Consider the following 26,974-nt stretch of genomic DNA (forward strand, 5'->3'; position numbering starts at 1 on the left):
TCTTTTTCCGCGGTTCCCCGTCGCTACACTCGTCGCATTCAACGGTCCGCGCAGCACGGGGAAGGGTTGCCCGTGCGAGCCGGCGATAACGACAGGACGACGGCACGATGGCTGAACCGAAGGCGCTCCCCCGCGACTGGCAGCGGTTGTTTACCGCCGGCCGCGGCGTGTCCGGACGGCGCCTCGGGGGCGCGTCGCCGCGCGCCGACCTGTTTCTCGCGACCTTCATCGTCGCGGTCGTCGCGTTGTTCATCCTGCCGCTGCCGCAGGCGGCGCTGGACGGGATGATCTCGCTGAATCTCGCGGCGAGCGTCGTGCTGCTGACGGTGTCGACCTACGTGCCGTCGGCGGTCAGCTTCTCGTCGTTCCCCGCGCTGCTGCTGTTTACGACGCTGTTCCGGCTCGCGCTGAACATCGCGTCGTGCAAGCTGATCCTGCTGCATGCGAACGCCGGCCACGTGATCGACGCGTTCGGGCGGCTGGTGGTCGGCAACAACGTGGTGGTGGGCGGCGTGGTGTTCCTCGTGATCGCGGTCGTGCAGTTCATCGTGATCGCGAAAGGGTCGGAGCGGGTGGCCGAAGTCGGCGCGCGCTTTTCGCTCGACGCGATGCCGGGCAAGCAGATGAGCATCGACGCGGACCTGCGTGCGGGCATCATCAGCGCCGACGAGGCGCGCGAGCGGCGCGAGAAGCTCGAGCAGGAATCGCAGATGCACGGCGCGATGGACGGCGCGATGAAGTTCGTGAAGGGCGACGCGATCGCGGGCCTCGTGATCGCGTTCATCAACATCGTCGCCGGGATCGCGGTGGGCACGCTGATGCACGGGATGGACATCGGCGAAGCGCTGCAGCGTTACGCGATCCTGACGGTCGGCGACGGGATGGCGTCGCAGATTCCGTCGCTGCTCGTGTCGATCGCGGCCGGCATCGTGACGACGCGCGTCGCGACGCGCGATGCGCGGCAACGCCAGCTCGGCGAACAGCTCGGCGAGCAACTGGGCGCGCACCCGCGCGCGCTGCTGATCGCGGCGTTCGTGCTGACCGGTTTTCTCGTCGTGCCCGGCTTTCCGAAATGGTCGTTCGCGCTGATCGCGCTCGGCCTCGGCGCCTTTGCGTTCTCGCAGTTGAAGCGCAAGACGTCCGCGCCGAGCTTCAACCTGATTCATGTCGCGGGGCGCGTCGGCGCGGCCGACGACGGCCAGCCCGCGAAGGTGTCGCATGCGGCGGGCGTCACGTCGCTGATCGCGGTGTCGCTGTCCGACGACCTGCGCACGAGCCTGAATCTCGCGCAACTGCAGGCGGCGCTGTCGAGCGCGAAGGCGCGCGTCGACGCGGACATCGGCACGGTGTTTCCGCGCATCACGCTGAACGACGACGAGGGCGCGCCGGCCGGCACGTACCGGATCTATCTGCAGGATGTGCTCGCCGCGCAGGGCGCGCTGAAGCCGGGCTGGCTGCTGTGGGACGGCGTCGCGCCGCTGCCCGAGCGCGCGGAGCGCCAGCCGGCCGAGCCGTTCGGCCCGTTCGCGACCGCGCTGTGGATCAAGCCCGACGGCGCGGCGCCGGACGGCAAGTGGCTGTCGAGCGAGAGCGCGCTCGCCGCGCACGTCGAGCAGATCGTGCGCCAGCATGCGGACGAATTGCTCGGCATCCAGGAGACGCAGGCGCTCGTGCATCTGGTGCGCCGCGATCACCCGGAGCTCGTCGGCGAACTGACGCGGCTCGTGCCGCTGCAGCGCGTGACCGAAGTGCTGCGCCGGCTGCTCGCCGAACAGGTGCCGATCCGCAACTTGCGCGTGATCTTCGAGAGCCTGATCACATGGGCGCCGAACGAGCCCGACGACGTGATCGCGCTGGTCGAGCTCGTGCGCGTCGACTTGCGGCGGATGATCACCGACCGCCACGCGGGCACGGCGCGCCAGCTGCGCGTCGTGCTGTTCGAGCAGAACCTGCAGGAGCGGATCGAGAGCGCGGTGATGCGCACGAAGCAGGGCAATTTCCTCGCGCTGTCGAGCGCGGTCAAGCAGGACATCGGCGAACAGGTGCGCGCGATCGTGCAGGCCGCGCAGGCGGCCGGCTCCGGCGGCCACGGCAATGCGCCCGGCGCCGCGCGGCTCGCGGTGATGGTCGCGCTCGGCGCGCGCCGCTACGTGAAGACGATCCTGCAGCCGGTGCTGCCCGACCTCGCGGTGCTGTCGTACCAGGAAGTCGAGGAGGACGTGCAGTTGCATACGGTCGGCTGGGTAAAGAACCCGCCGGACGACGGCACGGTCGGCGCGGGCGCCGAGGTGCGCGCGCCGGGAGCGATGCAATGACGAGCTCGACGATCCTCGACCTGACGCGCCAGGCGCTGATGCTCGTGCTGCTGCTGTCGCTGCCGATCGTGCTGATCGCGACCGTGACGGGCCTCGTCGTCGCGATCCTGCAGGCCGTCACGCAGGTGCAGGACGCCAACATCGGCATCGCGGTGCGCTTGATCGCCGTGATGGTCGCGCTCGTATTGCTGTCGGGCTGGCTCGGCGGCGAAGTGCTGCGCTTCGCGCAGCAGGCGCTGGAACGCATGTTCGTTTCTTCCACAGGAGTCCTTTGATGCGTCGACGCGTCGCCTCGATCCGGTTTCAACCGCGCAGCCTGCAACGGGCCGCGCTTGCCGTGTGCGCCACCGCGCTGCTCACGGCGTCGCTGTGCATGGCGCCCGCGCAGCCCGCGCGCGCCGCGGACCTGCGCTGGCGCAACAAGCCGTTCACGATCGTCGCGAACGGCAAGAAGATCGGCGACTTCATCCGCGAGCTCGCGTCGTCGCAGGGCGTGACGGCGGTGGTCGACCCGAAGGTCGACGGCGTGATCAGCGGCCGCTTCTCCGGCACGCCGCAGCAGACGCTCGACACGATCTGCTCGACCTACGGGCTCACGTGGTACTACGACGGCTCGTTCCTGTACGTCGATCCGGCCGACCAGTCGCAGACGCAGATGATCCCGATCCCGCCGAATGCATCGGGCGAAATCGGCCGCGCGCTGCAGGCGATGCAGATTCCGGACAAGCGCTACACGCTGGTGATCAACGATCGCGCGAACAGCGTGTACGTGGCCGGCCCGCGCCGCTACGTCGAACTCGTGCGGCAGGCGGTCGGCTCGGTCGGCGATCCCGCGGCGAACGGCGCGCATGCGGACATCCGCGCGTTCCGGCTCAAATACGGCTGGGCGTCGGACTTCACGATCAACCGCTCGGGCAAGGAAGTGACGGTGCCGGGCGTCGCGACGATCCTGCGCCGGCTGTTCGGCAAGACCGGCGACACGGCCGCCGCGCCGTCGAGCACGCCGCTCGGGCAGGCCGCGCGCCAGGTGAAGCTCGGCTCGGGGCTGACGATCGCGGTGCCGCGGCTCGACTTCCCCGATATCTCGGGCGGCCCGCGGCAGGGCGGCTATGGCGGTGCGGACGGCGGCACGGGCGGCGGTTTCTCGCCGTTCTCGAACGCGGGCGGCGGCGACACGCTGCCGCAGATCGTCGCCGATCCGGCGATCAACGCGGTGATCGTGCGCGACCTGCCGGAGAACATGTACCGCTACCAGTCGCTGATCAACCAGCTCGACGAGCGGCCGCGCATCATCGAGATCAACGTGACGATCATCGACATCAACGAGGATTCGCTCGACAGCCTCGGGATCGACTGGCGCCTGCACACGACGCACGGCGACGTGCAGATCGGCAACGGCCAGAACCCGCTGAACGGCAACACGCAGTACAACGGCGTCGGCAACCCGCCGCTGACGTTCGGCATCGGCACGTCGGAAACCGGGCAGACGGGCACCTTCATGCCGACCGGCATCGCGCTGACCGCGTCGATCGGCGGGTCGCTGCGCAACTACCTGCTCACGCGCGTGAACGCGCTCGCGCAGAAGGGGCAGGCGCAACTGCGATCGAAGCCGAAGGTGCTCGCGCTCGACAACACCGAGGCGATCCTCGAGAACCTCACGCAGTTCTACGTGCAGGTGCCGGGCTATCAGGATTCGTCGCTGTACAGCGTGACGACCGGCACCAGCATCAAGGTGACGCCGATGATCGTCGACGAGGCGATCCGCAACGCGGCGGCCGTGTCCGCGGTAGCCGTTCGCAACCCACAGAGCGTGATGATGTCGATCGACATCCAGGACGGCAACATCGTGCCCGGGCAGGCCGTGTCGAACGTGCCGGTGATCCAGCAGCGCAACATCGTCACCAAGACGATGATCGACGAAGGCAAGAGCCTGCTGATCGCCGGTTTCAACGACGACGAGGTGCGGCTGAACAAGAGCGGCGTGCCCTGGCTGTCCGACATTCCGCTGATCGGCAACCTGTTCAAGTACACCGACAAGTCGGGCAACCACATGGAGCGGTTCTACCTGCTGACGCCGCGCGTCGTGACGAACGCGTCGATGTATGCGCCGGACGGCTCGCCCGTGAACCCGGGCGTCGACGGCCCGGCGAACCAGGAGGGGATGTCGATGTATCGGCCGCCGGACAACGACGTCACGGTGCCGCTGACGCCGAAGCCGCTGCCCGGCACGAAGTTCGGTCCACCCGCGTTGCCGCCGCCCGTGGGCGCGGCGTCGCAGCCGGCGGCGACGACCGCAGGAGTGGTCACGCATGTCGACGAGCATCATTGATCCGCACGGCGACGGCGCATTGCCCGGCGGCGCGGCAGGCGCGGGGGCCGGCTCGGCCGCGCTCGCGTCGCCGTGGAACCTGTGCTTCCTGAGCGGGCCGATGTACGGCCGCACGATGTCGCTCGCGCGCGGCGCGAACTGGGTCGGCACGGCGGCCGACTGCGAAGTGATCCTGCCCGATCGCGAGATCGGCGCGAAACAGGTGTGCCTGCAGGTCGGCGCGCTCGCGGTGACGGTGCAGAACCACGGCGGCGACGCCGGCGCGCCGGTGCTGTTCAACGACGAGCCGCTCGGTACCGGCCGCCGCTCGCTGACGCCGAACGACGTCGTGACGGTCGGCTCGATCCGGTTCGGCATCGCGCGGCATGCGCAGGCGAGCGTCGCGGTGCCCGACGAAACCGGTGCGCCGGACGCCGCGCGCGAGGCCGCGTGGCTCGGCTGGCTCACGGGCGGCCTGCGCCGCCTCGGCAGCCGGCGGCTCGTGATCGCGCTGGTCGCGCTGTGGGTCGGCGTGCTGCTCGGCGCGCTCGGCTACGGCTTCGTCGCGTGGTCGGGGCGGCTGCCGTGGCAGCACGAATCGGTGCTCGCGCGCACGCACCGGCTGCAGCAGTTGCTGCACGCGTATCCGGAGCTGGCGGTCGCGCCGCGCGACGACGGCGTGATCGTGTCCGGCTACGTGAGCGACCCGGCCGCGCGCGAACGCGTCGCGCAGATCGTCGCGGGCGTCGACAACGCGGCGCTCGGCAACCTCTACGTGGTCAGCGATCTGGTCGCGACCGCGCAGACTTATTTCAGCGACACGGCGCTGACGGTCACGTATCTCGGCCGCGGCCGCATCGAGCTGACGGGCGCCGCCGCGCGCGCGCAGATCGAGCCGCGCATTCGCAACTACATGAAGGACGCGCGCCCGGCGCTCGAGGTGGTCGATCACGTGCGCGATGCCGATGCGGGCACGCCGCGCACGGCGACGACGCTCGGCGGCACGGCGGGCATTCCGGAGATCACGACCGTGTTCGCCGGCGACGGCGACCAGCGCTACATCGAGACCGCCGACGGCAGCCGCTATTTCGAGGGCGCGCGGTTGAAGGAGGGCGCGACCGTCGTGTCGATCGGCCCGGACGAAGTGGTGTTCGAGCGCAACGGCCAGCGCATCACGATGCCGCTCGGCGGCCCGCCGGCGCATGCGCCCGAGCAGGCGCCGGCGCCGCCCGTGGCGCCGCTCGCGAGCGGCGCGGCGGCGGGCGTCGCGCAGCCGGTGCCGGGGCCGACGCTGTTGCCGGGCGAGCCGGCGGCCGGTGTATCGACGAAGGAGGCGGCGCATTAGCGTCGCGACGAATCAGGCGCAGCGCGACTCGCGATGCGCGCATCACGCGACACGCCGCCGGCAGGCGGCGCGTCACGTCATCGGCGGGGCATGGGGCCGCCGCCGGCAACGCAAGTGAACGTCACGTAAAGGAGCGAAACATGACTGCCCCCACCGGTAGCGCAACCGACACGAAGCAAGTCCAGCAGCAGGCGGACGACCTGACCAAGACGCAGCTCGAACTGACGAAGATCAACTTCCAGGTTCAGCAATCGACTGCGACGTTCGAAACCAGCAACGCAGTGACCGCGCAGGAGGGGACGGCGAACGCCCAGGTCGCGCAACACCTGAGTTCCGCCGGCCGCGCGTGACGCCGGTCGCCGGCCGTGCCGCGCGACGCCGCGTGCCGGGGCCGCCCGTGACGGGCGCCCGGCGTGGCGTGTGTGCGTGCCGGCCGGCCCGTTCCCGGCCCTGCCGGACAAGGAGGACACGATCATGTCGGTAACAGGCGTAGGCGCGGCGCCGCCGGGCGCGGCCGCGCTCGCGAGTGCCGCGCAGCAAACGGGCGCGACGTCCGATCCGGCGCAGGTGCGCCAGTTCGATGCGCTGATGCAGCCGGGCGCGTCGCCGGCCGCCGGGCCGTCCGCGTCGGGTGTCGCGATGTCGCGCGCGCCGGCGGATGCGGCGCCGGCCGTGCAGATGACGCCCGCGCAGGCGAACCAGTCGTCGCTCGTCGAGCGGTTGCGCACCTACGGCAACGATCTCGACGCGCGGTACGCGAACATCGACAAGCATCGCAGCGAGATGCTGACGTCGATGGCGGACAGCCGCAGCGATCCGCTGATGACGATGGTGAAGGCGATGGATTTCCAGTGGACGGCAACCACCACGATTTCGGAATACCAGTTGAGCCTGTCGGTTGCGCAGGCGGCGAACGGCTTCACGCACACGGTGCTGAAGACGCAGGAGTGACGAAAGCCGGTGCGTGTGCCTGCAACGGCCGCGCGCCCTGAAGCGGACAAACGATGACGACGATCGATTCGACGCCGCGCACGCATGCGTGGCGCAGCCGGGCGGCGCGCGCGCTGCTCGCGGGGCTGCTCGTGCTGTTGGCCGGGTGCCAGAAGGAGCTGTACTCGGGGCTGTCGGAGCGCGACGCGAACCAGATGATCGCGGTGCTCGGCGACGCGGGCATCAGCGCGTCGAAGGACAACGATGCGCGCGACACGTCGGACCGCAACGCGTGGCTCGTGAGCGTCGCGGACGGCGACATGCAGGCGGCACTCACGGTGCTGCACGCGAACGGGCTGCCGAAGCCGAGCTATGCGAGCCTCGGCGAGCTGTTCCAGAAGCAGGGCCTCGTGTCGACGCCGGCCGAGGAGCGCGTGCGCTACCTGTACGGCGTGTCGCAGGATCTGTCGCGCACGCTGCAGGACATCGAAGGCGTGGTGGTCGCGCGCGTGCAGGTCGTGATTCCGGAGAACGATCCGCTCGCGGACAAGATCAAGCCGTCGTCGGCGGCGGTGTACATCCGCTACCGGCCGGGCGTCGACCTGCGCGCGATGGCGCCGATGGTCAAGGATCTCGTCGCGCACAGCATCGAAGGGCTGCAGTACGACAACGTGTCGCTGTTCCTGCAGCCGGCCGCCGCGAGCCCGGCGCGCGTGGACGGCATCGGCAGCGCGGTGTCGGACGTCCTGCGGCTGCGCTCGCCGCTCGGTTGGCTCGTGTTCGCGCTGATCCTGCTGACCTGCGCGGTGATCGCGCTGTCGGCGGCCCGGCGCGGGATGTTCGGCGCGCGGCTCGCGGGCCTGCTCGGTGCACCGCGCGGCGCGAACGGCGGCACGGCCGCACAGCAGGCGGGCGGCGGGCTGCGTGCGCCGGACGGCGCGCGCGACGGCGCATGAGCGATCCGCACGCGCTGCCGCCGGGCGAGCCTTACGATGGCGCCGCCGCATCCGACGCGGTGCTGCTGCCGTGGCTGCAGCCGCTGGCGCCGCCGCCCGCCGCGCGGGCTGCGGCGTTCCATGCGCTCGTCTGCGACTTCAACCTGCGGCCCGACCGCTATCTGCACGTGACGCGCGTGCCGGCGGAGTGGCCCGCGCGCTACCGTTCGCCGGACGCATTCGGCGCGGCCGGCCGCAAGCTGCTCGCGCGGCACCTGCTCGCCGTGAACGGCGTGGCCGACCGGCACGATTTCGACGCGGCGAACCCGTGCGCGCGGCTCGCGCTGCTGCCGGGCGCGGCGCTCGAGCAACTGGCCGCGTATGCGGGGCTGCTGCTGCATCGCGCCTGGCTGCGCGACGCGCTGGCCGGGCGGCGCATCCGCGCGGAAGTCGCGGCGCGACTGGGCGGCGATGCGCTCGAACTCGCGCTCGAACGCGCGCCGGAATTCGGCGCGCTGGCCGAGACGCTCGAACCGTGGCGCGCCGATCCGGCCGCGCTGCCGGTCGTGATCCGCGCGCGCGGCGGCCGGCTGCTCGCGGATTTCATCGGCGTGGCCGGCGACGCGGTCGCGCGGCGCGTGCGCCTGAAATTCAACCGCGCGATCGACGACGAGGCGCCGTACTGGCTGAACCGCGCGCAACGCGATCAGTTCGGCGAACTGATGTTCCTGTTTCTGATTCCCGAGAGGCTTGCGTCATGGGACTGGCTTTTCTGATCACGAGCGACAACCTGCAGCTGCTGTCGGAGCGCAAGGTGCTCAAGGAGCGCGAATACGCGGCGCTGCTCGACGCGTCCGATGTGATCGCGACCGCGCACGAGGAAGCGGCGCGCATCGTCGCCGACGCGCAGCGCGAATTCGACAAGCGCCAGGCGGCCGGCTACGACGAAGGCATGCGCCGCGCGCAGCGCGAGCAGGCCGCGCAGGCCTACACGCAGGCGCTCGCGGCCACGCGCACGATGGAGACGATGAAGGACGCGATGGCCGATATCGTCGTGAAGGCCGTGCGCGCGATCGTCGGCGAGATGAGCACGCAGAAGCTGTACGAGGCCGCGCTCGCGCGGATCGCGCCGCTCGTGCGCGACGAGGCGTTCCTGATCGTGCGGGTCGCGCCCGGCCGCAAGGACGAGATGCGCGACGCGCTCGACGGCGCGTTCGCGGGGCAGTCGAACCGGCAGAAGATCCGCATCGTCGAGGACGCGCAGCTCGAACGCCACGCGTGCACGGTCGAGACACCGTCCGGGCGCATCGACGCGAGCCTCGACCTGCAGATCGACGCGTTGCGCCAGGCGATCCGCCGCGACGCGCTGAAGGGCGCCGCGCGATGAACGCGCCGCTCGACGATCCGCCACCGTTCGGCGACGACGACGGCGCGCCGTTCGACCGCGGCCGCCTCGTCGGCGAGCTCGACGCGGGGCTCGCATTCTTCTCGCCGGTATCGGTGCAGGGCCGCGTCAATCACGCGGTCGGGCAGATCCTGAATGCGACGGGCATCCGCGCGCGGCTCGGCGAGATCTGCGAGCTGCGCACGCCGAACCAGCCGACGCTGCTCGCCGAAGTGGTCGGCTTCTCGCGGCAGACGACGCTGCTCACGCCGCTCGGCGACGTGGCCGGGTTGTCGCCGGAGACGACCGTCGTGCCGTCCGGGCGCGAGCACGTGTTCCCGGTCGGCGAGGGGCTGTTCGGCCGCGTGCTCGACGGGCTCGGCCGGCCGCTCGACGATCGCGGGCCGGTCGCGGGCGCCGCGTGGGTGTCGACGCAGCAGGACCCGCCGAACCCGCTCGCGCGCAGGATGATCGACACGCCGTTTCCGACCGGCGTGCGCGTGATCGACGGCCTGATGACGCTCGGCGTCGGGCAGCGCGTCGGCATCTTCGCGCCGTCGGGCGTCGGCAAGAGCACGCTGCTCGGGATGATCGCGCGCGGCGCGCAGGCCGACGTGAACGTGATCGCGCTGGTCGGCGAACGCGGTCGCGAGGTGCGCGAGTTCATCGAGCACAGCCTGTCGCCCGAGGTGCGCGCGCGTTCGATCGTCGTCGTGTCGACGTCCGATCGCCCCGCGATGGAGCGCGTGAAATCCGCGCTGGTCGCGACCGCGATCGCCGAGCACTTCCGCGATGCGGGCAAGCGCGTGCTGCTGCTGGTCGATTCGCTGACGCGGTTCGCCCGCGCGCAGCGCGAGGTCGGCCTCGCGAGCGGCGAGCCGCCGACGCGGCGCAGCTTTCCGCCGTCGACGTTCGCGGTGCTGCCGCGCCTGCTCGAACGCGCGGGGCAGGGCGCGACCGGCTCGATCACCGCGCTGTACACGGTGCTTGTCGAAGGCGACGAGGAATCGGATCCGATCGCCGAGGAAGTGCGCTCGATCCTCGACGGCCATATCGTGCTGTCGCGCAAGATCGCGCTCGCGAACCGCTATCCGGCGATCGACGTGCTCGCGAGCCTGTCGCGCGTGATGCCGCTCGTCGCGGGGCGCGCGCACCAGCATGCGGCCGCGCGCGTGCGCGAGCTGATCGCGAAGTACCAGGAGATCGAGCTGCTCGTGCAGATCGGCGAGTATCGCGAAGGCAGCGACCGGCTCGGCGATCTCGCGCTGCGCGCGCGCGACGCGATCGGCGCGTTCTGCGCGCAGGGGGCGGACGAGGACGTGCGCTTCGACGCGCTGCTCGCGAAGCTGACGAAACTGGCGAACGATCATGTCTGAAGCCGACGACCGTCTCGTGCTCGCGACGCTTGCCCGCCTGAAGCGCGTGCGCGAGATGCGCAGCCAGATCGCGCGCGTCGCGGCCGCGCGCCAGCAGGGCATCGCCGCGCAGAGCCGGCGCGCGCTCGCGGCCGCGCAGGCGCAGCTCGCGCAGCAGGTCGCCGCGAAGGCGGCGATCCAGGCGCGCCTCGCCGACGACGTGCGCGAAGCGCGTGCATTGCAGAATGCGGCGGCCGACACGCGCACGTTCGACCGGCATATCGGCACCGCGCATGCGTCGGTGAGCGAGGCCGCGCACGTGCACCGCGGCCACGAAGCGACGCTCGCCGACCTGCAGCGCGCCGCGCGCAAGGCGAAGGCCGCGGAGGACAAGCTGGAGAAGGCCGGCGAGAAGGCGCTGCACGCACGCACCGCGCGGGTCGAGCGCGATGCCGACGACGTCGCGGACGGCTACGCGGTGCGGCGCTTCGCGACGGGCGGCACCTGGGTGGCCGGAGCCGGCGACGCGTCGGGGCATGCGCCCGCGCCGCCGGAGGCCGCCGCCGTGTTCGATGCGGCCATGGCCGAAGCGGAAACGGGCGCCGACATCGCCGATGACACCGCTCCGTCCGACGTGCCGGACGATCCCGTCCCGCCTGCCGCCGCGGAGCGCCGATGCTAGACCAGGCCGCGGGTTTCAACGACGTCGCGGGCATGCTGCGGCCGCTGCTCTACGTGATGCCGCGCCTGTTGCCGGTCATGTTCGTCGTGCCGGTGTTCAACGAGCAGATCGTCACGGGCCTCGTGCGCAACGGGATCGCGGTCGTGATCGCCGCGTTCGTCGCGCCGACGATCGATGCCGCGCAGGTCGCCGCGCTGCCGTTCCTGATGTGGTGCCTGCTCGTCGCGAAGGAGGCGATGGTCGGCATGCTGCTCGCGGGGGCATTCAGCGCGGTGCTGTTCGCGATCCAGGGCGTCGGCTACCTGATCGACTTCCAGACCGGCAGCGGCAGCGCCGCGTTCTTCGATCCGATGGGCGGGCACGAGGGCGGCCCGACTTCGGGATTCCTGAATTTCGTCGCGATCGCGCTGTTCGTCACCGCGGGCGGCTTGCAGGTGCTCGTGCAACTGTTCGCGCAGTCGTATGCGTGGTGGCCGATCGGCTCGCTCGGCCCCGATTTCTCGTCGATGCTGCAGACCTTCATCGTGCGGCAGACCGACACGATCTTCGAATGGATGGTGAAGCTCGCCGCGCCGGTCACGATCGTGCTGGTGCTGGTCGAGCTCGGCATCGGCCTGGTCGGCCGCGCGGTGCCGCAGCTCAACATCTTCGTGTTCTCGCAGCCGCTGAAGAGCGCGCTCGCGATGCTGATGATGATTTTGTTCCTGCCGGTGGTGTACGCGTCGCTGCATGCGCTGCTGAGCCCCGACAGCGGACTGATGGCGCTGCTGCGCGCGCTGTTCGCCGCGCACGGCGGCGGCTGAGCGCGCCGGAGCCGCGATGGCCGAAAAGGACCAGAAGCCGACCGCGAAGCGCCTGCGCGAGGCGCGCGAGAAAGGCGAGGTGCCGAAGAGCGCGGAAACGGTGTCGTCGGCGTTCTTCGTCGGCGTGTGCGTGGCGCTCGCGGTGGGCATCGGTTCGCTGTTCGCGCGATTGCAGGCGCTGTTCCGGCTCGTGTTCGACGCGGTCGGCGCGGCCGATCCGTCCGCGCGGCTCGCGGTGCTGATCGACGGCGCCGCTCGCGACTGGGCGACGGTGTCCGCGCAGATCGTCGCGGCCGGGTTGCTGGCGGGGCTGCTCGCGGGCTTCGTGCAGGTGGGCGGCGTGATGGCCTGGAGCCGCCTCGTGCCGCAGTTGTCGCGGCTCAACCCCGCCGAGGGGCTGAAGAACCTGTGGTCGCTGCACAACCTCGTCAACCTCGCGAAGATGCTGCTGAAGACGGTGCTGCTCGTCGCGACGCTCGGCTGGCTGATCGTCGAGTCGCTCGATCCGTCCGTGCAGTCCGGCTTCACGCGGCCGGTCTCGATCCTCGCGCTGATCGTGAAGCTGCTGATGCTGCTGTTCGGCTGGGCCGCGCTGATCTACATCGTGATGGCGCTGATCGACATCGTGCACCAGCGGCACACGTTCAACCAGAAGATGAAGATGTCGATCGACGAAGTGCGGCGCGAGCACAAGGAGGACGAAGGCGATCCGCACATCCAGGCGAAGCGCCGCCAGCTCGCGCGCGAAGTGCAGTTCGCGTCGCTGCCCGACCGGATCGGCTATGCATCGGTGGTCGTCTATTCGCCGCGCGTCGCGGTCGCGCTCTACTACGGCGGGATGGGCTCGCTGCCGTGGGTGCTCGCGCGCGGCGAGGGCGACGCGGCCGAGCGGATCGTGCGGCTCGCCCGCGACGCGCTGCGCCCGACACTCGCGAACGTCGGGCTCGCGCAGGCGCTGTACGAGACGACGCCCGAGAATGGCACGATCCAGCCGCAGCATTTCCGCGAGGTCGCGCAGTTGCTGAAATGGGCGACCGGCACCGCTCGATGACGCGTGGTGCGGCGGCGTCGCGCCGGCATGCGGCCCTTTTTTGTTCGCCCTGCTGGCCGGCCATCGAGCCGGATTCGATATGGCCCCGTGACACGGCCATGTGCACGCGGCGCTTGACGTTCAATTTTTTCCGGCCCTCGCCAACATTCACTGGTGAATTATTGCTGATTTATTTCTTCGTAATATGGCTCGACCGTCACGCCCGACGGCGGCCGCGAGGTGGCGCGGTGCGTGACGGAACAGGTCAACAGGGCGGACAAATCAATGTGCGGAATCGACGGCTTTCTGAATAGCGTCGCCTTCGATGAGGAGACAGCGCGCGGCACCCTCGCGCGAATGACGGCGAGCCTCGCGCATCGCGGGCCGGACGGGCAGGGCATCTGGGTCGACCCGGAAGCCGGCATCGCGCTCGGCCATCGGCGGCTCGCGATCGTCGACCTGTCGGTGCACGGCCGGCAGCCGATGGCTTCCGCGTGCGGACGCTACGTCCTCGTCTTCAATGGCGAAATCTACAACCATCGCGAACTGCGCGCGGAGCTCGAGCGCGCGGGGCGCGCACCGGCGTGGCGCGGCCACTCCGACAGCGAGGTGCTGGTCGCGGCGATCGTCGCGTGGGGCGTCGAGGCCACCTTGCGCCGCGCGACCGGCATGTTCGCGTTCGCGCTGTGGAACCGCGCGTCGCGGGTACTGACGCTCGCACGCGACCGGATCGGCGAGAAGCCGCTCTACTACGGCCGGATCGGCGACGCGCTCGTGTTCGCGTCCGAGCTGAAGGCGCTGCGCGGCTATCCGGGCTTCGACGGCACGATCGACCGCGACGCGCTGTGCCTGTACCTGCGCCAGTCGAGCGTGCCCGCGCCTTACACGATCTACCGCGGCATCCGCAAGCTGCCGCCCGGCACGTACATCCAGTTCGAACATGCGCGCGACACGCCGCGCGTGCGGGCCTACTGGACGCTCGAGCAGGCGATCGAGGCGGGCCGCGCGCAGCCGTTCGAGGGCAGCCCCGACGAAGCCGTCGGCCAGCTCGACGCGATCCTGCGCCAGGCCGTCGCGCGGCAGATGGAGGCCGACGTGCCGCTCGGCGCGTTCCTGTCGGGCGGCATCGATTCGTCGACGATCGTCGCGCTGATGCAGGCGCAATCGGCGACGCCGGTCGACACGTTCACGATCGGCTTCCACGAGGCCGGCTACGACGAAGCCGGTTACGCGAAGGCCGTCGCGCGTCATCTCGGCACGCGTCATACCGAGCTTTACGTGACGGCCGACCATGCGCTCGGCGTCGTGCCGAAGCTGCCGACGATCTACGACGAGCCGTTCTCCGATGCGTCGCAGATCCCGACCTTTCTCGTCGCCGAACTGACGCGCCGGCACGTGAAGGTGAGCCTGTCCGGCGACGGCGGCGACGAGCTGTTCGGCGGCTACACGCGCTACTTCCTCACGCCGCGCCTGTGGCGCAAGCTGCATCGCGTGCCGGCGGCGGTGCGCGCGCGGATCGCGGCCGCGTTGCATGCGTTGCGGCCCGATCACGCCGACCAGCTCGCGGCCGTCGCGCAGGGGGCGTTCGGCGGCGTGGAGGCACGCGAATCCACGACGCGCATCGGCGATCGCCTGCACAAGCTCGGCCATGTGATGACGGCCGAGAGCCGCATCGGGCTGTACCGGCTGCTGATGTCGTCGGTCCATCATCCGGAGCGCATCGCGCTGTCGGGGCAGGAGCCGCCGACGCCGCTCGACACGGTGTCCGCGTGGCCCGCGAATCTGAGCTTCGCCGAGCAGGCGATGGCGATCGACACGCTCACGTACCTGCCGACCGACATCCTCGCGAAGGTCGATCGCGCGGCGATGGCCGTGAGCCTCGAGACGCGCATGCCGTTCCTCGATCATCACGTCGTCGAATTCGCGTGGCGCGTGCCGGCGGCGGTGCGCTTGCCGGAAGGGCAGTCGAAGGCGCTGCTGCGCCGGCTGCTCGACCGGTACGTGCCGTCCGCGCTGATCGACCGGCCGAAGCAGGGTTTCTGCGCGCCCGTCGACCACTGGCTGCGCGGCGCGCTGCGCGACTGGGCCGACGCGTTGCTGCGGCCGTCGCGCTTGCGCGAGGAGGGCTTCTTCGACGCGGCGGCGGTCGAGCGGCTGTGGCGCCAGCACCAGACGGGCCGGATGAACTGGCAGCACCAGCTGTGGACGGTGCTGATGTTCCAGGCGTGGCTGGAACATCAGCGGACGGCGTGACGCCGGCGGCGCGCGGCGTGCCGGCGCATCACCCGACGATCAGCGGGGTGCCGATCGTCAGGTTGCCGGGATCGCGCGCGACCGACGGATTGAGCTGCACGATCTCCTTCAGCGCACGCGCATCCTGTTCGCCGCGCGTCATCGCCTGCTGGTCCGCACGCGATACGTGCGCGGCGTCGAGCAGCGACTGGCGATGCTGGTCCGCGATCACCCACAGCGAATCGCCGTCGACGACGATGTAGGGCTGCGGGGTGTTCGACGGTGACGGCGGGTTCGACGGCATGCCTGGCGACGGCTGCGGCTGCGACGGCGACGCGCTCGCCGAAGGCGATGGCGGGGCGCTCGGCGACGCACTCGGCGAAGCATTCGGCGACGCACCCGGCGCGACGTTCGACTGCGACGATCCACCGCCGAAAAGCCAGTTGAAGAAACCGCCGACCACCGGCGCGATGCCGATGGCGAACTTGTAGCCGTAGGCGGCGACCGGAATCATGACGACCGCGGTCGGAATCTTCTTGACGAACGACGTCGCGTTCGGGAAGTGCGTATTGAGCCGGCCGGCGAGCAGCAGCGAGGTCATGGTGCCGGTCGCGATCGCGAGATCGTAGTCGCCTTGTCGCCACTGGGACACCGCGGAGAGCCCGCCGAGCGCGACCGACGCCAAGTCGCCCGTCGAATCGAGCAGGCGCACGACGCGACTGCGCTTGTCCGCGTTCACGCGTCGCGACACCATCAGGAGCGACGTACCGGCGTAGGCGGTGCCGATCACGCCGCTGGCGATGGCCGTCCAGCCCGTCGCGACGTCGAGTGCCGTGAGCGGGTGGGTCGGATAGAAGGTCTTGAGGACGCCGCTCGCGACGGTCGCCACCGACGCGACGGTCATGCCTGCGCGCGCCGTGATGCCCAGCCTGCTGCGCGGATTGCCGGCATGCAGTTGCTGCAGCGACGTGCCGCCGACGAACCCCTGCATTTGCGTGAGCACGTCCTCGGCGAGCGCGGTGATGTTCGTCTTCGCGTCGTCGAAGCTCATCGTTCCCTGCCGGTATTGCTCGACGTATTGCGTCGCCTTCGCCTGCGCATGGCGTACCGCGGCCTCCAGCTGGGCGAGCCGATGCGCGCCGTAGTCGTGCGTCGTGGAGTTGAACTGGCGCGCGAGCGTCGTGCCGAGGCTCGTGAGGGCGGCCACCGCGGCCCTCGGGTCGCCCGACTGCAGGCTGCGGATGGCGCCCTGGTGCATCACCTGGAACACGCGTCCGAGGCGCGACGCGAGCAGGAACGACGCCGATGTGTTGCCCAGTGCGGTCGTATCCAGCCGATGCACCCAGGCGCCCAGCCCGATCGCGCCGGATGCGCCCAGGACGATCCCGCCCGCGATCTTCGCCTTGCGCAGGTCGGCCGGGTCTTTCGACAGCCGGTGCACGCGCAGCGCGTTGACCCGTGCGCTGGCCTCGTCCATCGTGGCGCTCGGCGTATCGGGCTGCGCGATGGCCTTGCGGGCGGCGCCGATCGGCAGCGACGCGTCGTACTGCAACGCTTTCCGGCCGGTGACGGATGCCCAGTATTCGTGACTGTCGGCCGCCGACACCGATGCAAGCGGCGGTCGTTCGGGAACGCTGTCGCGATAGCGGTCGAGCCATTGCCGGCCGGCTTCGTGCGCGCGCTCGGCGAGCCGGTTGTGGGGCGCCTTGTCGTTCCAGTGCGTTTGCGACGCCTCGTTCGTCGCCCGGCGTGCCAGATTCAGCAGCGTCGACGTGTTGCCTTCGTACAGCGCGTCGCGCAATTCCGCGATCTCGGCGTCGGACATCCGGTGCGCCTGTTTCGCGATGCGCTCGATTTCCGAGAACAGGAAGCGCTGCTGGTTCGCGAAATCCTGCGCGCCGACCGGTTCGAACACACGTGTCAGCGCATCGCCGCCGTGCAGTCTCGCGAATTTTTCAGGGGCGTTTTTCCTGTAGTCGGCGATCTTCGCCGCCAATGCGCGCGTCAGGTCCGCATTCGCGATGAAGTCGTCGCCGTGCGTGCCCCACGACAGGCCGACATGCACCCAGTCGAGCTGCTCGCGGCTCAGGATCGCGTCGAGCAACGCGGCGTGGCCTTCGCCCGGCACCGGCTCGAGCACGGCGTCCGACCCGTGGAAGGTCAGCAGCACGAGCGGTGACGGTTTGCCGCCGTTGTGCTCCGCCCACTGTTCGAGCGCCTCGCCGATGCGCCGCATTTCCGCGTAGCCGTTGTTCGTGCCGGCCATCGCATGCCCGTCTTCCAGCGACACGCGCGGCCGCGACGGCGCCGCTTCGATGCGCAGCAGGAAGCCGTATTCGGAGGCCGCCGTGAGCCACTTGTGCAAGTGGGCGAGATCGTCGAGTTCGAGCGTGTGCTGCGTGCCGTCGGCGGCCGTGCGCGTGAGCGTCGCCGTCTCGTCGTCGTAGCGCGCGCCGGCCGGATCGCCGAAGCGCTTGGCGCGCTGGATGAACCCCGGATCCTGCAGCGCGCCCATCGCGGCGGCGAGCGAATACGGATCGACCTGCAGCGCGACCGCCGGCAGCGCGCCGCCGTACCGCTTGATGTAGCGCTTCATCTGCTCGGGATCGTCGCGCAGCGAGAACGAGCGCGACATCGGGACGAAGCGGTCGGAGAGGTCGGTCAGCGCGGCATGCGCGGCCAGCTTCACGTATTGCCTGATCAGCTTTCTGTCCGTGCTGCGCGCCGCGCCGATCCACTGCGCGCCCCGCATGAACAGGTTGTGGCGGGCGGGGACCCGGGTGAACGCGCCGTGCGGGTGCAGGCTCGATGCTTCGCGCCACATGTGCAGCGTCCCGAAGATCTTCTTGGCCAGCACCGCATCGGCGAGGATGGCCTTCGGCGGATCGGTGAACGTGAGGCCGTTGCCTTCCTTGCGCCCGACGTCGCGCTTGCCCCATTCGGTGAGGCGCTCGAGCGTCGACGCGAAATCGGCGATCTTCGCGTTGCCGTAGCGCGTGACCGCTTCGACGATCGAGCCCGACACGTACGCGGGCTGGTACGGCGCGAGTGCGATCGGTTTGGGCGGCGGCGCGGCAGGCGCGGCGGCGGCCCTGGCCGGTGCGCCGGCGGCCGGCTGCGTTCGCTGGGTGCCGCGCGCGGCCTGCCTGCCTTTGCGACCTTTTCGGCCAGCCTTGCCGCCTTTGCCCGCTTGCGGGCCGGCGCCGCTTGGGGGCGCGGCGGGCGGGGACGCCGCCGCTGCCGGCTGCGCGGCTTGCAGCGCGGCCGCCTTGAGCGCGGCCGCGCGCGGCTCGAATACGTCGGGGGCGAGCCTCGACAGCAGGAAATGCTGATTGCCGCCATACGGCCCGCGGCCGATCGTCGCCCGCTCCAGCGGCAGGCCGGCGTTGTCCGGGTCGCGAAACTGGCCGACGTCGTCGTACCAGCGCACCGTGCCGTTCTCCACCGCGATGAGGCCGGTCAGCGACCCGGTCAGCACATCGGTGACCGTGCCTTCGTGGTCGTACACGTACACGTAGTGCCCGTCGGGAATCTTGCCCATCTCGAGCGCGCGTTTCAGCTCGTCCGCGTGGTGCGCGTTGAAGTCGAGCGCGCTGTCCGCCGTCGTCGGGAGGATGTCGGGCAGGTCGGCCTCGGCTGCCGCGCGGTTCTGGCGCCGCAGCGACGGATGCAGGCTCCCGAGCCAGCGCTGCACGTACGCGTCCGGCTTCGACAGCGGTGCCTTCGGCTTGCCGATCGGGCGGCGCATCTTCGCGGGCGCGAAGCCGCCGTAGCTTTCGACGACGTCGTGCGCGACCCTCGTGACGAAGAACTTCACGCCGCGCCGCCCGCCGGGCAGCGCCCGGAAGCGGCGCCGGAACGCGGCGGCGAGCTCGCGCGATTCGATCGTGGCGTCGCCGAGCGACGTCGTTTCGACGTAGGTCCATTTCCCCGCGGCGTCGCGTGTCGCGTAGCCGAGCACGGTGCCGGTCTCGCATTCGACCGCATAGACCGTCGTTCCCGCATCGGGATCGTGTCGCGCCGCCGGCTTCGGTCGGTAGAAGCGCGGCGCGCTGTCGAGCTGGTGCACGTTGTCGACGACCTGCGCGTCGACACCCGCATCCGACGGCTCGACGTCCCACGCGCGGCGTTCGCCGAAATACGCGTCGATGCGCGCGGCGCCGCCGAACTTGCGCAACTCGGCGAGCGCGACGGGCGACACGTAGTAGTCGTACTTCGCGCGGCTCGCGGCGCCTTTGTCCTTCAGCGCGAGAAACGCGTCCTGCAACAGGTGCGGATCGACGTCGTCCGATGCCCCCGTCTTGTCGACGAACTTGCCCTGCGCGTTGGTCCGGAAGCTCGCGATGAATTCGGGCTGCGGGTGGATCGCGTCGCGCCGGTCGGCGGGGCGGTCGGTGCGCAGCGCGATCAGCACGTGCGCGTCGGGGCCGAACGCCGCCTTCATCGCGTCGATGCTGTCGAGCTGGTCGCCGTCGACGCGCAGCAGGTCGCGCTTGCCGTGCGACGCGAGCAGGTCGAGCGCGCGCTGTTCGCGCTTGGCGGCCCGGCGCGCGGCGAGCCCGCGCGCGGGCCGCGGCGCGGGGGCAGCCGGCGCGGCCATTTCGCGCGGTACGCCGCCGGCCTGCATGCGCGCGATCCGGCTCGCGTAGTAGTCGCGATAGGTCGCGTAGCCGGGCACCGACGGCTCGGCGTCGCCGAACGCATCCGCGAGCCGGCGCAGGCCGGCTTCGTCGCCGGGCATCACGCGATCGGCTTCGCGCGCGATCGCGTCGGGCAGGCGCACATCCTTCGAGATGTCGATGCCCGTGTCGTCGATCAGCTCGCGGCGCACCGCGAACGCGTTCGCCTGCGCACGCGCTTCGGCCGTCAGCGCGCGGTCGACCAGCGTATCGCCGGGCGCGCCGTCGAGCAGCAGGCGTCCGGCGATCGCGTCCACCGCGTGCTGCGCTTCGTGCGCGAGCGCATACACGAGCGTACCGGTGTGACGCATGCGGCCGTCGAGCACGATGCGCTGCTTGTCCGTGTCGATCCGGCTGCCGCGCCCGGGCCGAACGACCACGACGGTCCAGCCGGCGGCCTGCGCGTGCGCCAGTTGGCCGCTCAGCAGCGTCGAGCGGTCCACCAGCGCGAGCGCTTCCTTCGACAGCGGCGCGCCGCCGAACCACATCCGTATCTGCGTGATGACGGACGGTTTCTGCACGAACGCGTCGGGCGGCAGCGTGTCGGCGATGAGCGGGCGCGCGACGGCGATGTCGCCCTGTTCGAGGCCGTGCGCGAGCAGCCGTTCGAGTTCGGCGAGCTTGTCGAGCGTGCTCAGGTGTTCGACCGGGTCGCGCGAGACCGGGCCGGGATCGCTCAGCAGGAAGTCGCCCTTGCGCGTGAAGATCCCCTGCAGGTCGAATGCGAGGCCTTCGCGTTCGACGACCGCGCGAATCGTGCGGATGTGCTCCAGCGCGGCCCGCGTGACGACGCGCGGCAGCGTGCCGGTCTCGACCATCGTGTGCGTATGCAGGACGCCGAGCGGGCGGTACAGGACGCCGACGCGGCCGAGCGCCGAAAACGGGCCGCTCATCGTGACCGTCTGCAATCCATACGAACGCAGGTCGTCGAGCGCGAGCCGTTCGTCGACGGCCGCGCGTACGTGACCGTCTGCCGACTGCGCATGGCGATCGTAGAGGCCGAGCGCGGCGTCGTCGCCGAGCGCGAAGACGGTCTTTTCGCCGCCGGCGCCGAGCAGCTCGCCGGCTTCGCGCGCGACGTCGACACGCGCGTTGCGGTCGCCGCGCGCATAGACGCCGAGCGGGTCCGCATGCAGCGGGCCGAGATCGTGCGGCGCGGCGGGCGCGGGATCGAGACGCTGAAACGTGCCGGTATCGAGCAACGCGCCGTGTTCGCCGACCGCCTCCGCGGGCGCGGCATACACGGGCCGTTGCCACAGGTTCGCGAGCCGCGCCGCATGCGCGGCGCCGTCGTGCCGCGCGGCGAGCACGATCGCATAGCCTTCCTGCACGACGAACGGCGGCGCCATCTCGAGCAGGTATTCGTGCGCGCCGACCGGCTGGCCGTCGACGAGCAGGGTGCCGTCCGCGCGCGTGTCGGCGTGCAGCACGACCACGCGGCGCACCGGGTCGATCGTGAAATGACGCGTGCGCGCGGCGGCCAGCTCGGCGGCATCGGGGCGCTCGCCGGCGCGGTACGGCGACGCAATCTCGGCATGCGCGCGACTCCAGGCGACGCGCGCATCGAAGCGGGCGACGCCGCGCGGCGCGGCAGCGGTTTCGTCCATCCGCGGCGCGGGCATCCGGCGCGGCATGCCGCCGCGCCCCTTCTGGCGCGACCACGCGTCGTTGTAGAACGCGCGATAGGTCGGGCCGTCCGCGCCCGACGTCGGCACGCTGCCCAGCGTGCTCGCCAGCCGGTCGACCGTGCCTGCGTAGTCGTGCGACCGGCCACGCCAGTTCGCGCCTTCGCGCGCGATTGCGTCCGGATGAACGAGGTGCGCGGCAATGTCGATGCCGGTTGCCAGCTTGATTTCGTAGCGGGCCTCGAACGCGCTGATCTGCGCGCGTGCCTCGGCCTCGAGCGCCTTGCGCGTGAAGCCGCCGCGCGGCCCGTAGTCGTGATCCAGCACGCCGGCCATCGCCTCGACGGCCTTGCGCGATTCGCGCGCGAGCGCGTACGTGATGCTGCCGGCATCGCGCAGGCCGCCGTCGATCGTCACGCGGCGCTTGCGCGTATCGACGTGGCTGCCGCGGCCGCGTTTGCCGATCGTCACGCGCCAGCCGGCGTCCTGCAGCATGCGCAACTGCGTCGCGAGCGTGCCCGACTGCAGCGCGAGCGCCTGTACGGCTTCCGGCAGCGACGCGCCGCCCAGACGCATCTGCATCCGCGTGATCCAGCCGGGATGCGGGGCGGCGTAATCGGGCGGCGCGGTGCCGGGCGCTTCCGCGGGCGCCGGATCGTCGGTCGTCACCAGCGGGCGCTCGTCCCCGGCATGCGTGCGGACGGTCTTGTCGCCGGTGGCTTCGGCAGGCGTCTCGTCGCGTGGAGTGGATGCGGCCGACCCGCGATCGGCTGCGGATTCGCCCGCTGCCTCGGCAATGGCGGGGTGGTCGGGCTTGACCACCACGAGCACGCGGTTCGGCGCGCTGAAGATGCCGTCGTGCGCGGTGACGGGTTCGGGCGTCGCGACCGCGCGCGGCATCGCCGGCTCGTTCGGGCCGCGCTTGCCGGCGAGTATGACCACCGTTTCGTCGGGCGCAGCGGGGCGCGACGAGGCCGGTGGTGCTGCTTCGGCCGCGGCGGCGGCAGGGCCGCGTTCCGCCGCCGCCGTTTCCGGCGCCGGATCGAAGCGCAGCACCCGCGCATCGGCGCGCAACTGTCCATCGGCGCCGAATGCGTCGGGCGTGGCCGCGTAGACGGGTTTCCGCCAGCGGTTCGCCAGCTCGGGCGCGAGTGCCGCGTCGTGCTCGCCGGCGACGACGATCACGGGCTCGTCGAGATCCTGCGGACGCGGCGCAGGCGCGGCCGGATCGCGGTGCGCGCCGTTGCGCACGAGATAGACCGTGCGCTCGCCGACCTGCATCGGCTCGATACCCGGCCCGCGCGGTACCGCGATGCCGGCCGGGGCGGATGTCGCGGGCCGCGTCGCGGGCGCTTCGTTCGTCAGGTCGACGACGCGCACATTGACGCGCGGCGGCGTGCCGTCCGGCTGCTTGCGCGTGCCGGCGCCGGCCGGTTCGTCGATATCGGCGACGCGTGCCGCGGCGCCGCGGGTGGCCGTCGTGCGGTCCGCGTCGATGTCGTCGTGCTGCCGGTCGGCCTGCGCGCGCGCCTCGCTCGTGCGCTGCGTGCTGCGGGCATCGTGGGCCGCATTCGCGCCTTCGCCTTCGGCGGCGGCCCGCTGGACGCGGCGCGCCTCCCTCGCGGCGGTGTCGCGCAACTGGCGGTGCAGGTCCTTGCCCTGGTCGATGACCTCGTCCAGCCGGTCGAGCCGCGATTTCGCGACGATGTTCGACGTCGTGCCGATGGCGCCGTCGGGGCCGAACGTCATGCGCTCGCCGGTGTCCGTCACGCTGTCGATCCGCGTGCCGTGGGTCCAGGCCTTCGGTGAGGCCGACACGACGGACAGCGTGCCGTCCTGGCCCAGCACCACCGACTTGCCGGGCGGCATTTGCCTGGCCGATACCTTGTCGAGCACGCGGATCGGCTGGTCTTCGTAGGTCAGCACCTTGTCGCCGACCATCAGGGTCCCGTCGGGCGCGACCTTCACGGCCTCGCCGTCGAGCGTCGCGCGCGTGCGGTCGGCCGACAGCGACGCGGCGCCGTCCCTGTTCAGGATTTGCCCGATCGTCCGGTCGTCGACCTTGACGACGTTGCCGTCCGTCGTATGCGCGGCGATCGGCCGTCCGGTGCGGGTGCGGATGCCCGTGACCGCGCGTTGCTTCGCGACGCCCGCGCCCATCAGCGCGGTATTGATGACGCCGGACTCGAACGCTTCGCCGGCCGCCTTCGTATTGCCTTGCAACAGGTCGACACCGGATTCGACGAATGCCTCGCCGGCGCCGGCGACCCCGGTCACGAACGCCGTGCGTTGCGCACCCTTGGCGACGACCGACGCGACCCGGGTCGTGACCGCGCGCTCGAACAGCTTCGTGCCGGCGAGTTTTGCGGCGCCGCCGGCCGCCATCGGCACGAGGTTGATGTAGTCGGCGCGGGCGCCGGCGTCGAACGGACTGATGCTCTGGTCGTGCTCGACGCGGTTGGCGAGATCGAGGCCGGCCTTCGTCATCGCGGAACCGATCGCCGTATACGTCATGCCCGCGCCGAGAATGTTCAGCGGCACGCCGATCGCCGCGCCGATCACCGTGCCGTCGAGCGCCGTGCCGATCACCTCGAGCGCCATCCCGCCGAGCAGCATCCCCACGTTGACGCCGGTGCCCGTGAAGAAATTCAGCACGGAGTCGGCTGCGCTGTCGTGGTGCGCGGCCTTCTGCACGAGCTGCGGCGAGCCGTCCGCGTTGTGGCCGGTCAGGATGTCGACGGTGCCGTCCGACGACAGCTGGTTGCTGTCGAGATAATCGTCGATGCTGTCGTAGTTGCCGGCCGATTCGTCGATGTAGTGCGTTTTGCCGTCCTGGTCCGTGACCTTGAACAGCGCGCTCGTCATCGTCCCGGTTTCCTTCGCGGCATACACCATCGGCAGCACGCTGATCTTCGTGTCCTTGCCGCCGCCGACCGACAGCAGCTTGTCGCGCACGCTGTCGATCGCCGACAGCTTGTCCTTGTCGACGAAGCGCGCGGTCGAATCGTCGGCGGCCGACAGGGCGGGCGACGAGGGATCGGCCGGCACGTCCGGCTGTTGCCCGAGCGCGATGCCGATCAGGTTGCGCTGCTGGTTCTCGTTGAGCGAGCCGAACGCGATCGTGCCGCCGTTCTGCGTACTCAGGCTCGCCGCGTCGAGCATCGAGTTCGACATTTCGGTGCGATGCGCTTCGTAGAAGTCGTGCATCGCCTTCTTGTAGTCGTCCGCCGCGTTGGACTTCTCGTCGACATAGCGCAGCCGCTCGTCGAGGCTCGCGTCGAACTGGTCGAGCAGGACCTGCTGGCGCGACGTGTCGCGCAGCAGCTGCAGTTGCGGCACGGCGTTCTCCGCCTTCGTGACGGCGGCCCGCGCGTCGTTCAGCTCGGATTGGTACGGGTTCGCGCGATACGACGGCGCCGGTATCACGTCGCCGTCCGGCAACGTGCGCAGCCGTACCGGCGGCGGATTGGCGGCGGCCCATGCGTCGTACTGCTGCTGTTTGGCGGCGAGCGCGCTCCTGGCGTGATCGACGTCTTCCTGCGCGTTGCTCAGTGCGACGCCGGCTGCGCGCGAATTGACGTCGTCCGCCAGCCGGTTGCTGGCCATCCGCAGCGCGCCGGCGACCACCTGCAGGCGCGTGGCGTCGAGTTGCGTGGGGCCGCTCGGCGCGGCGGGCAGCGGCAACGTCGAGCGCGACGGGGCGGTCAGCGGGAAGATCGGCGGCGACGACGCGGCAGGCTGGCCGGCCGGTAGAGGGGCCGCGAACGCCGAGGGCAGCGACGGGCTCGTGCCCGGCGCGGCGCCGGCGGCCGTCGACAGCGACGATGACGGGGCCGGCTGCGCGGCGTTCCACGTCGATTGCGGCGGTGGCTGGAAAAACGGCTTCAGCAGCGGCTGCCGCGCCTTCACCTGCGCGCTGATCTTCGCCGCCTGATCGTCGTACTGTTGCGCGAGCGTCGCACCGTACGCGGCGACGAAGCCGTCGTGCGCGATGCTCGCCTGCTGCTTCGCGTTGGAGAGCTTCCCGTACGCGGCGGCGAGATCGAGATCGACCTGCGCGTCGACGGGCGGCAGGTGCGGCGGCCGCGGATTCTCCCGGTGCCACTTGTCGGACGCCTGCTGGGCGGCCGTGCAGTCGGCCTGCGCCTGGTCGACCTGTTGCTGCGCGGCCAGCATCTGCAGATAGCCGCCGCTCGTGTTGGCGGCCGTCTGCGCGCGCTTGAGCGCGGCGTTCGCGTCCGACACCGAATTCGGCGCGACGATCACCGTTCCCTGCCTGCCGGCGACCACGTCGAATTTCTGCTGCGCCTGCGCGAGCGCGATGGCATCGTTGGCCGCGGCGAGCGCCGCGTTCGTGGTGTTCGCCGCTTTCGCCGCGGCCGTGACGGCCTTTTGCGCGGCGTCCGGCGAGTCGGGCGCCTCCGGCAGGTTCACCTGCAGATCCTGCTCTGCCAACGCGTCGTTCAGCCGGCCGATGCCCGCGTCGAGCGCCGCCTTGTAGTCTGGATCGACGAGGTATGACTGGAGCTGCGTACGGGCCAGGTACGCATTCGACAGATCCGAAAAGTATTTCGCGGTACCGGCGGCCGCGTGCGCGTCGGCGCTTCGCCACTCGTCGTAAAGCTTCGATTGCGCCGCGGTCTTGCAGTCGCCCGGCTTCGGTATCCACGTCGGATCGTTCGCGTGGTCGGGAAACGCGGCCTGCAGCGTCTTGAGCTTGTCGTTGGCCGCGTTCTGCGCGTCGCCCGGATTCGTCACCTTGCCGTCGGCGTCGATCTGGATGCCTGACGGCTTGTCGGCGTCGGCCTGTTCGCCGTACAGGATCGTGTAGCCGGCGTCGGTCGTCACGTTCAGCTCGCGCTGGGCCGTGTCGGCCGCCGTGCGCGCCTTCGCGTAATCGGCCTGCGCGGCCTGGCGGGCCTCCGGCGTCGATTCGGGATCGCGGTTGACCACGTGCAGCACGTTCTGCGCGCCCTGCAGCGATTTCGACGCGTCGTCGTATTTCGTCTGCGCGTCCTGGATGGCCTGCCGCACGGCCTGTGTCGTCTTGTTTTCGACGGTGATGTCGGGCGGCGGCGCCGTGTATTGCGCGGCCATGCGCTGCATCAGCGACGTCGCGTCGGCGATCTCCGCGTTGGTCGGCTTCGACGGATCGGTGAACGACGACGCGTTGACGGGAATCGGCGGGGCGACGACCGGGTTCGCGGGGCCGGCTGCCGGATCGTCCTGTTTCGGCGGCGGAGGCGGAGGGGGCGGCGGCGCGACGACGGGATTGAGCGTTTCCGACAGGAAGCGCTGCCAGTTGACGCCCAGTCCCATTCCGTCGATCAACAGCATGCTCGTCTCCGTTG

15 protein-coding genes are annotated in these 26,974 nt (G+C 70.8%); 14 read left to right on the plus strand and 1 reads right to left on the minus strand.

Going from position 1 to position 26,974, the window contains the following annotated elements:
• Window positions 1–107 precede the first annotated feature (107 nt).
• The 14 genes from sctV to asnB all read left to right on the plus strand — a co-directional run bounded on the left by sctV (window position 108) and on the right by asnB (window position 15,340).
• A complete protein-coding gene (sctV, locus tag HWX62_RS18780; RefSeq protein ID WP_175931777.1) occupies window positions 108–2,315 on the plus strand; it encodes a type III secretion system export apparatus subunit SctV in 2,208 nt (735 codons plus the stop codon).
• Complete coding sequence (sctS, locus tag HWX62_RS18785; protein WP_006480854.1) at window positions 2,312–2,590, plus strand: type III secretion system export apparatus subunit SctS; 279 nt, start codon at window positions 2,312–2,314, stop codon at window positions 2,588–2,590. The genes sctV and sctS overlap by 4 nt, the downstream gene beginning before the upstream one ends.
• On the plus strand, window positions 2,590–4,644 hold the full coding sequence (gene sctC / locus HWX62_RS18790; RefSeq protein ID WP_175931778.1) for a type III secretion system outer membrane ring subunit SctC: 2,055 nt from the start codon (window positions 2,590–2,592) through the stop codon (window positions 4,642–4,644). Before sctS ends, sctC begins: the two co-directional genes overlap by 1 nt.
• Window positions 4,625–5,968 carry a type III secretion system inner membrane ring subunit SctD gene (sctD, locus tag HWX62_RS18795; RefSeq protein ID WP_175931779.1) on the plus strand — a complete coding sequence of 448 codons (1,344 nt, stop codon included), beginning with the start codon at window positions 4,625–4,627 and terminating at the stop codon, window positions 5,966–5,968. The genes sctC and sctD overlap by 20 nt, the downstream gene beginning before the upstream one ends.
• Before the next feature lie 140 nt (window positions 5,969–6,108).
• Window positions 6,109–6,318 (plus strand): hypothetical protein, encoded by a 210-nt coding sequence (locus HWX62_RS18800; RefSeq protein WP_006486267.1) that lies wholly within the window; start codon window positions 6,109–6,111, stop codon window positions 6,316–6,318.
• A 124-nt stretch (window positions 6,319–6,442) separates the two neighbouring features.
• The gene (locus HWX62_RS18805) at window positions 6,443–6,919 is read left to right on the plus strand and encodes a hypothetical protein (protein ID WP_175931780.1); all 477 of its coding nucleotides are present in this window, start codon (window positions 6,443–6,445) and stop codon (window positions 6,917–6,919) included.
• A gap of 53 nt (window positions 6,920–6,972) precedes the next feature.
• Window positions 6,973–7,854, plus strand: a complete 882-nt coding sequence (gene sctJ / locus HWX62_RS18810; protein WP_175931781.1) for a type III secretion inner membrane ring lipoprotein SctJ — start codon at window positions 6,973–6,975, stop codon at window positions 7,852–7,854.
• On the plus strand, window positions 7,851–8,609 hold the full coding sequence (locus tag HWX62_RS18815; RefSeq protein WP_175931782.1) for a SctK family type III secretion system sorting platform protein: 759 nt from the start codon (window positions 7,851–7,853) through the stop codon (window positions 8,607–8,609). Before sctJ ends, HWX62_RS18815 begins: the two co-directional genes overlap by 4 nt.
• Window positions 8,591–9,220, plus strand: coding sequence for a type III secretion system stator protein SctL (gene sctL, locus HWX62_RS18820; RefSeq protein ID WP_175931783.1), 630 nt, complete (start codon window positions 8,591–8,593; stop codon window positions 9,218–9,220). The genes HWX62_RS18815 and sctL overlap by 19 nt, the downstream gene beginning before the upstream one ends.
• Window positions 9,217–10,593, plus strand: a complete 1,377-nt coding sequence (gene sctN, locus HWX62_RS18825; RefSeq protein WP_175931784.1) for a type III secretion system ATPase SctN — start codon at window positions 9,217–9,219, stop codon at window positions 10,591–10,593. The genes sctL and sctN overlap by 4 nt, the downstream gene beginning before the upstream one ends.
• Window positions 10,586–11,254: a hypothetical protein gene (locus HWX62_RS18830; RefSeq protein WP_175931785.1), complete on the plus strand. Its 669-nt coding sequence runs from the start codon at window positions 10,586–10,588 to the stop codon at window positions 11,252–11,254. Before sctN ends, HWX62_RS18830 begins: the two co-directional genes overlap by 8 nt.
• Window positions 11,248–12,057 carry a type III secretion system export apparatus subunit SctT gene (gene sctT / locus HWX62_RS18835; protein ID WP_175931786.1) on the plus strand — a complete coding sequence of 270 codons (810 nt, stop codon included), beginning with the start codon at window positions 11,248–11,250 and terminating at the stop codon, window positions 12,055–12,057. Before HWX62_RS18830 ends, sctT begins: the two co-directional genes overlap by 7 nt.
• Before the next feature lie 16 nt (window positions 12,058–12,073).
• Window positions 12,074–13,108 (plus strand): EscU/YscU/HrcU family type III secretion system export apparatus switch protein, encoded by a 1,035-nt coding sequence (locus HWX62_RS18840; protein WP_175931787.1) that lies wholly within the window; start codon window positions 12,074–12,076, stop codon window positions 13,106–13,108.
• A 264-nt stretch (window positions 13,109–13,372) separates the two neighbouring features.
• Window positions 13,373–15,340, plus strand: coding sequence for an asparagine synthase (glutamine-hydrolyzing) (asnB, locus tag HWX62_RS18845; RefSeq protein ID WP_175931788.1), 1,968 nt, complete (start codon window positions 13,373–13,375; stop codon window positions 15,338–15,340).
• Window positions 15,341–15,368: 28 nt separating this feature from the next.
• Here asnB and HWX62_RS18850 read toward each other — a convergent pair whose 3' ends face one another.
• Window positions 15,369–26,960 (minus strand): LWXIA domain-containing protein, encoded by an 11,592-nt coding sequence (locus HWX62_RS18850; RefSeq protein ID WP_175931789.1) that lies wholly within the window; start codon window positions 26,958–26,960, stop codon window positions 15,369–15,371.
• Between the last annotated feature and the right edge of the window lie 14 nt (window positions 26,961–26,974).

Origin of the sequence: Burkholderia sp. BCC0506 (assembly GCF_902833145.1) — a bacterium.
GTDB lineage: Bacteria > Pseudomonadota > Gammaproteobacteria > Burkholderiales > Burkholderiaceae > Burkholderia.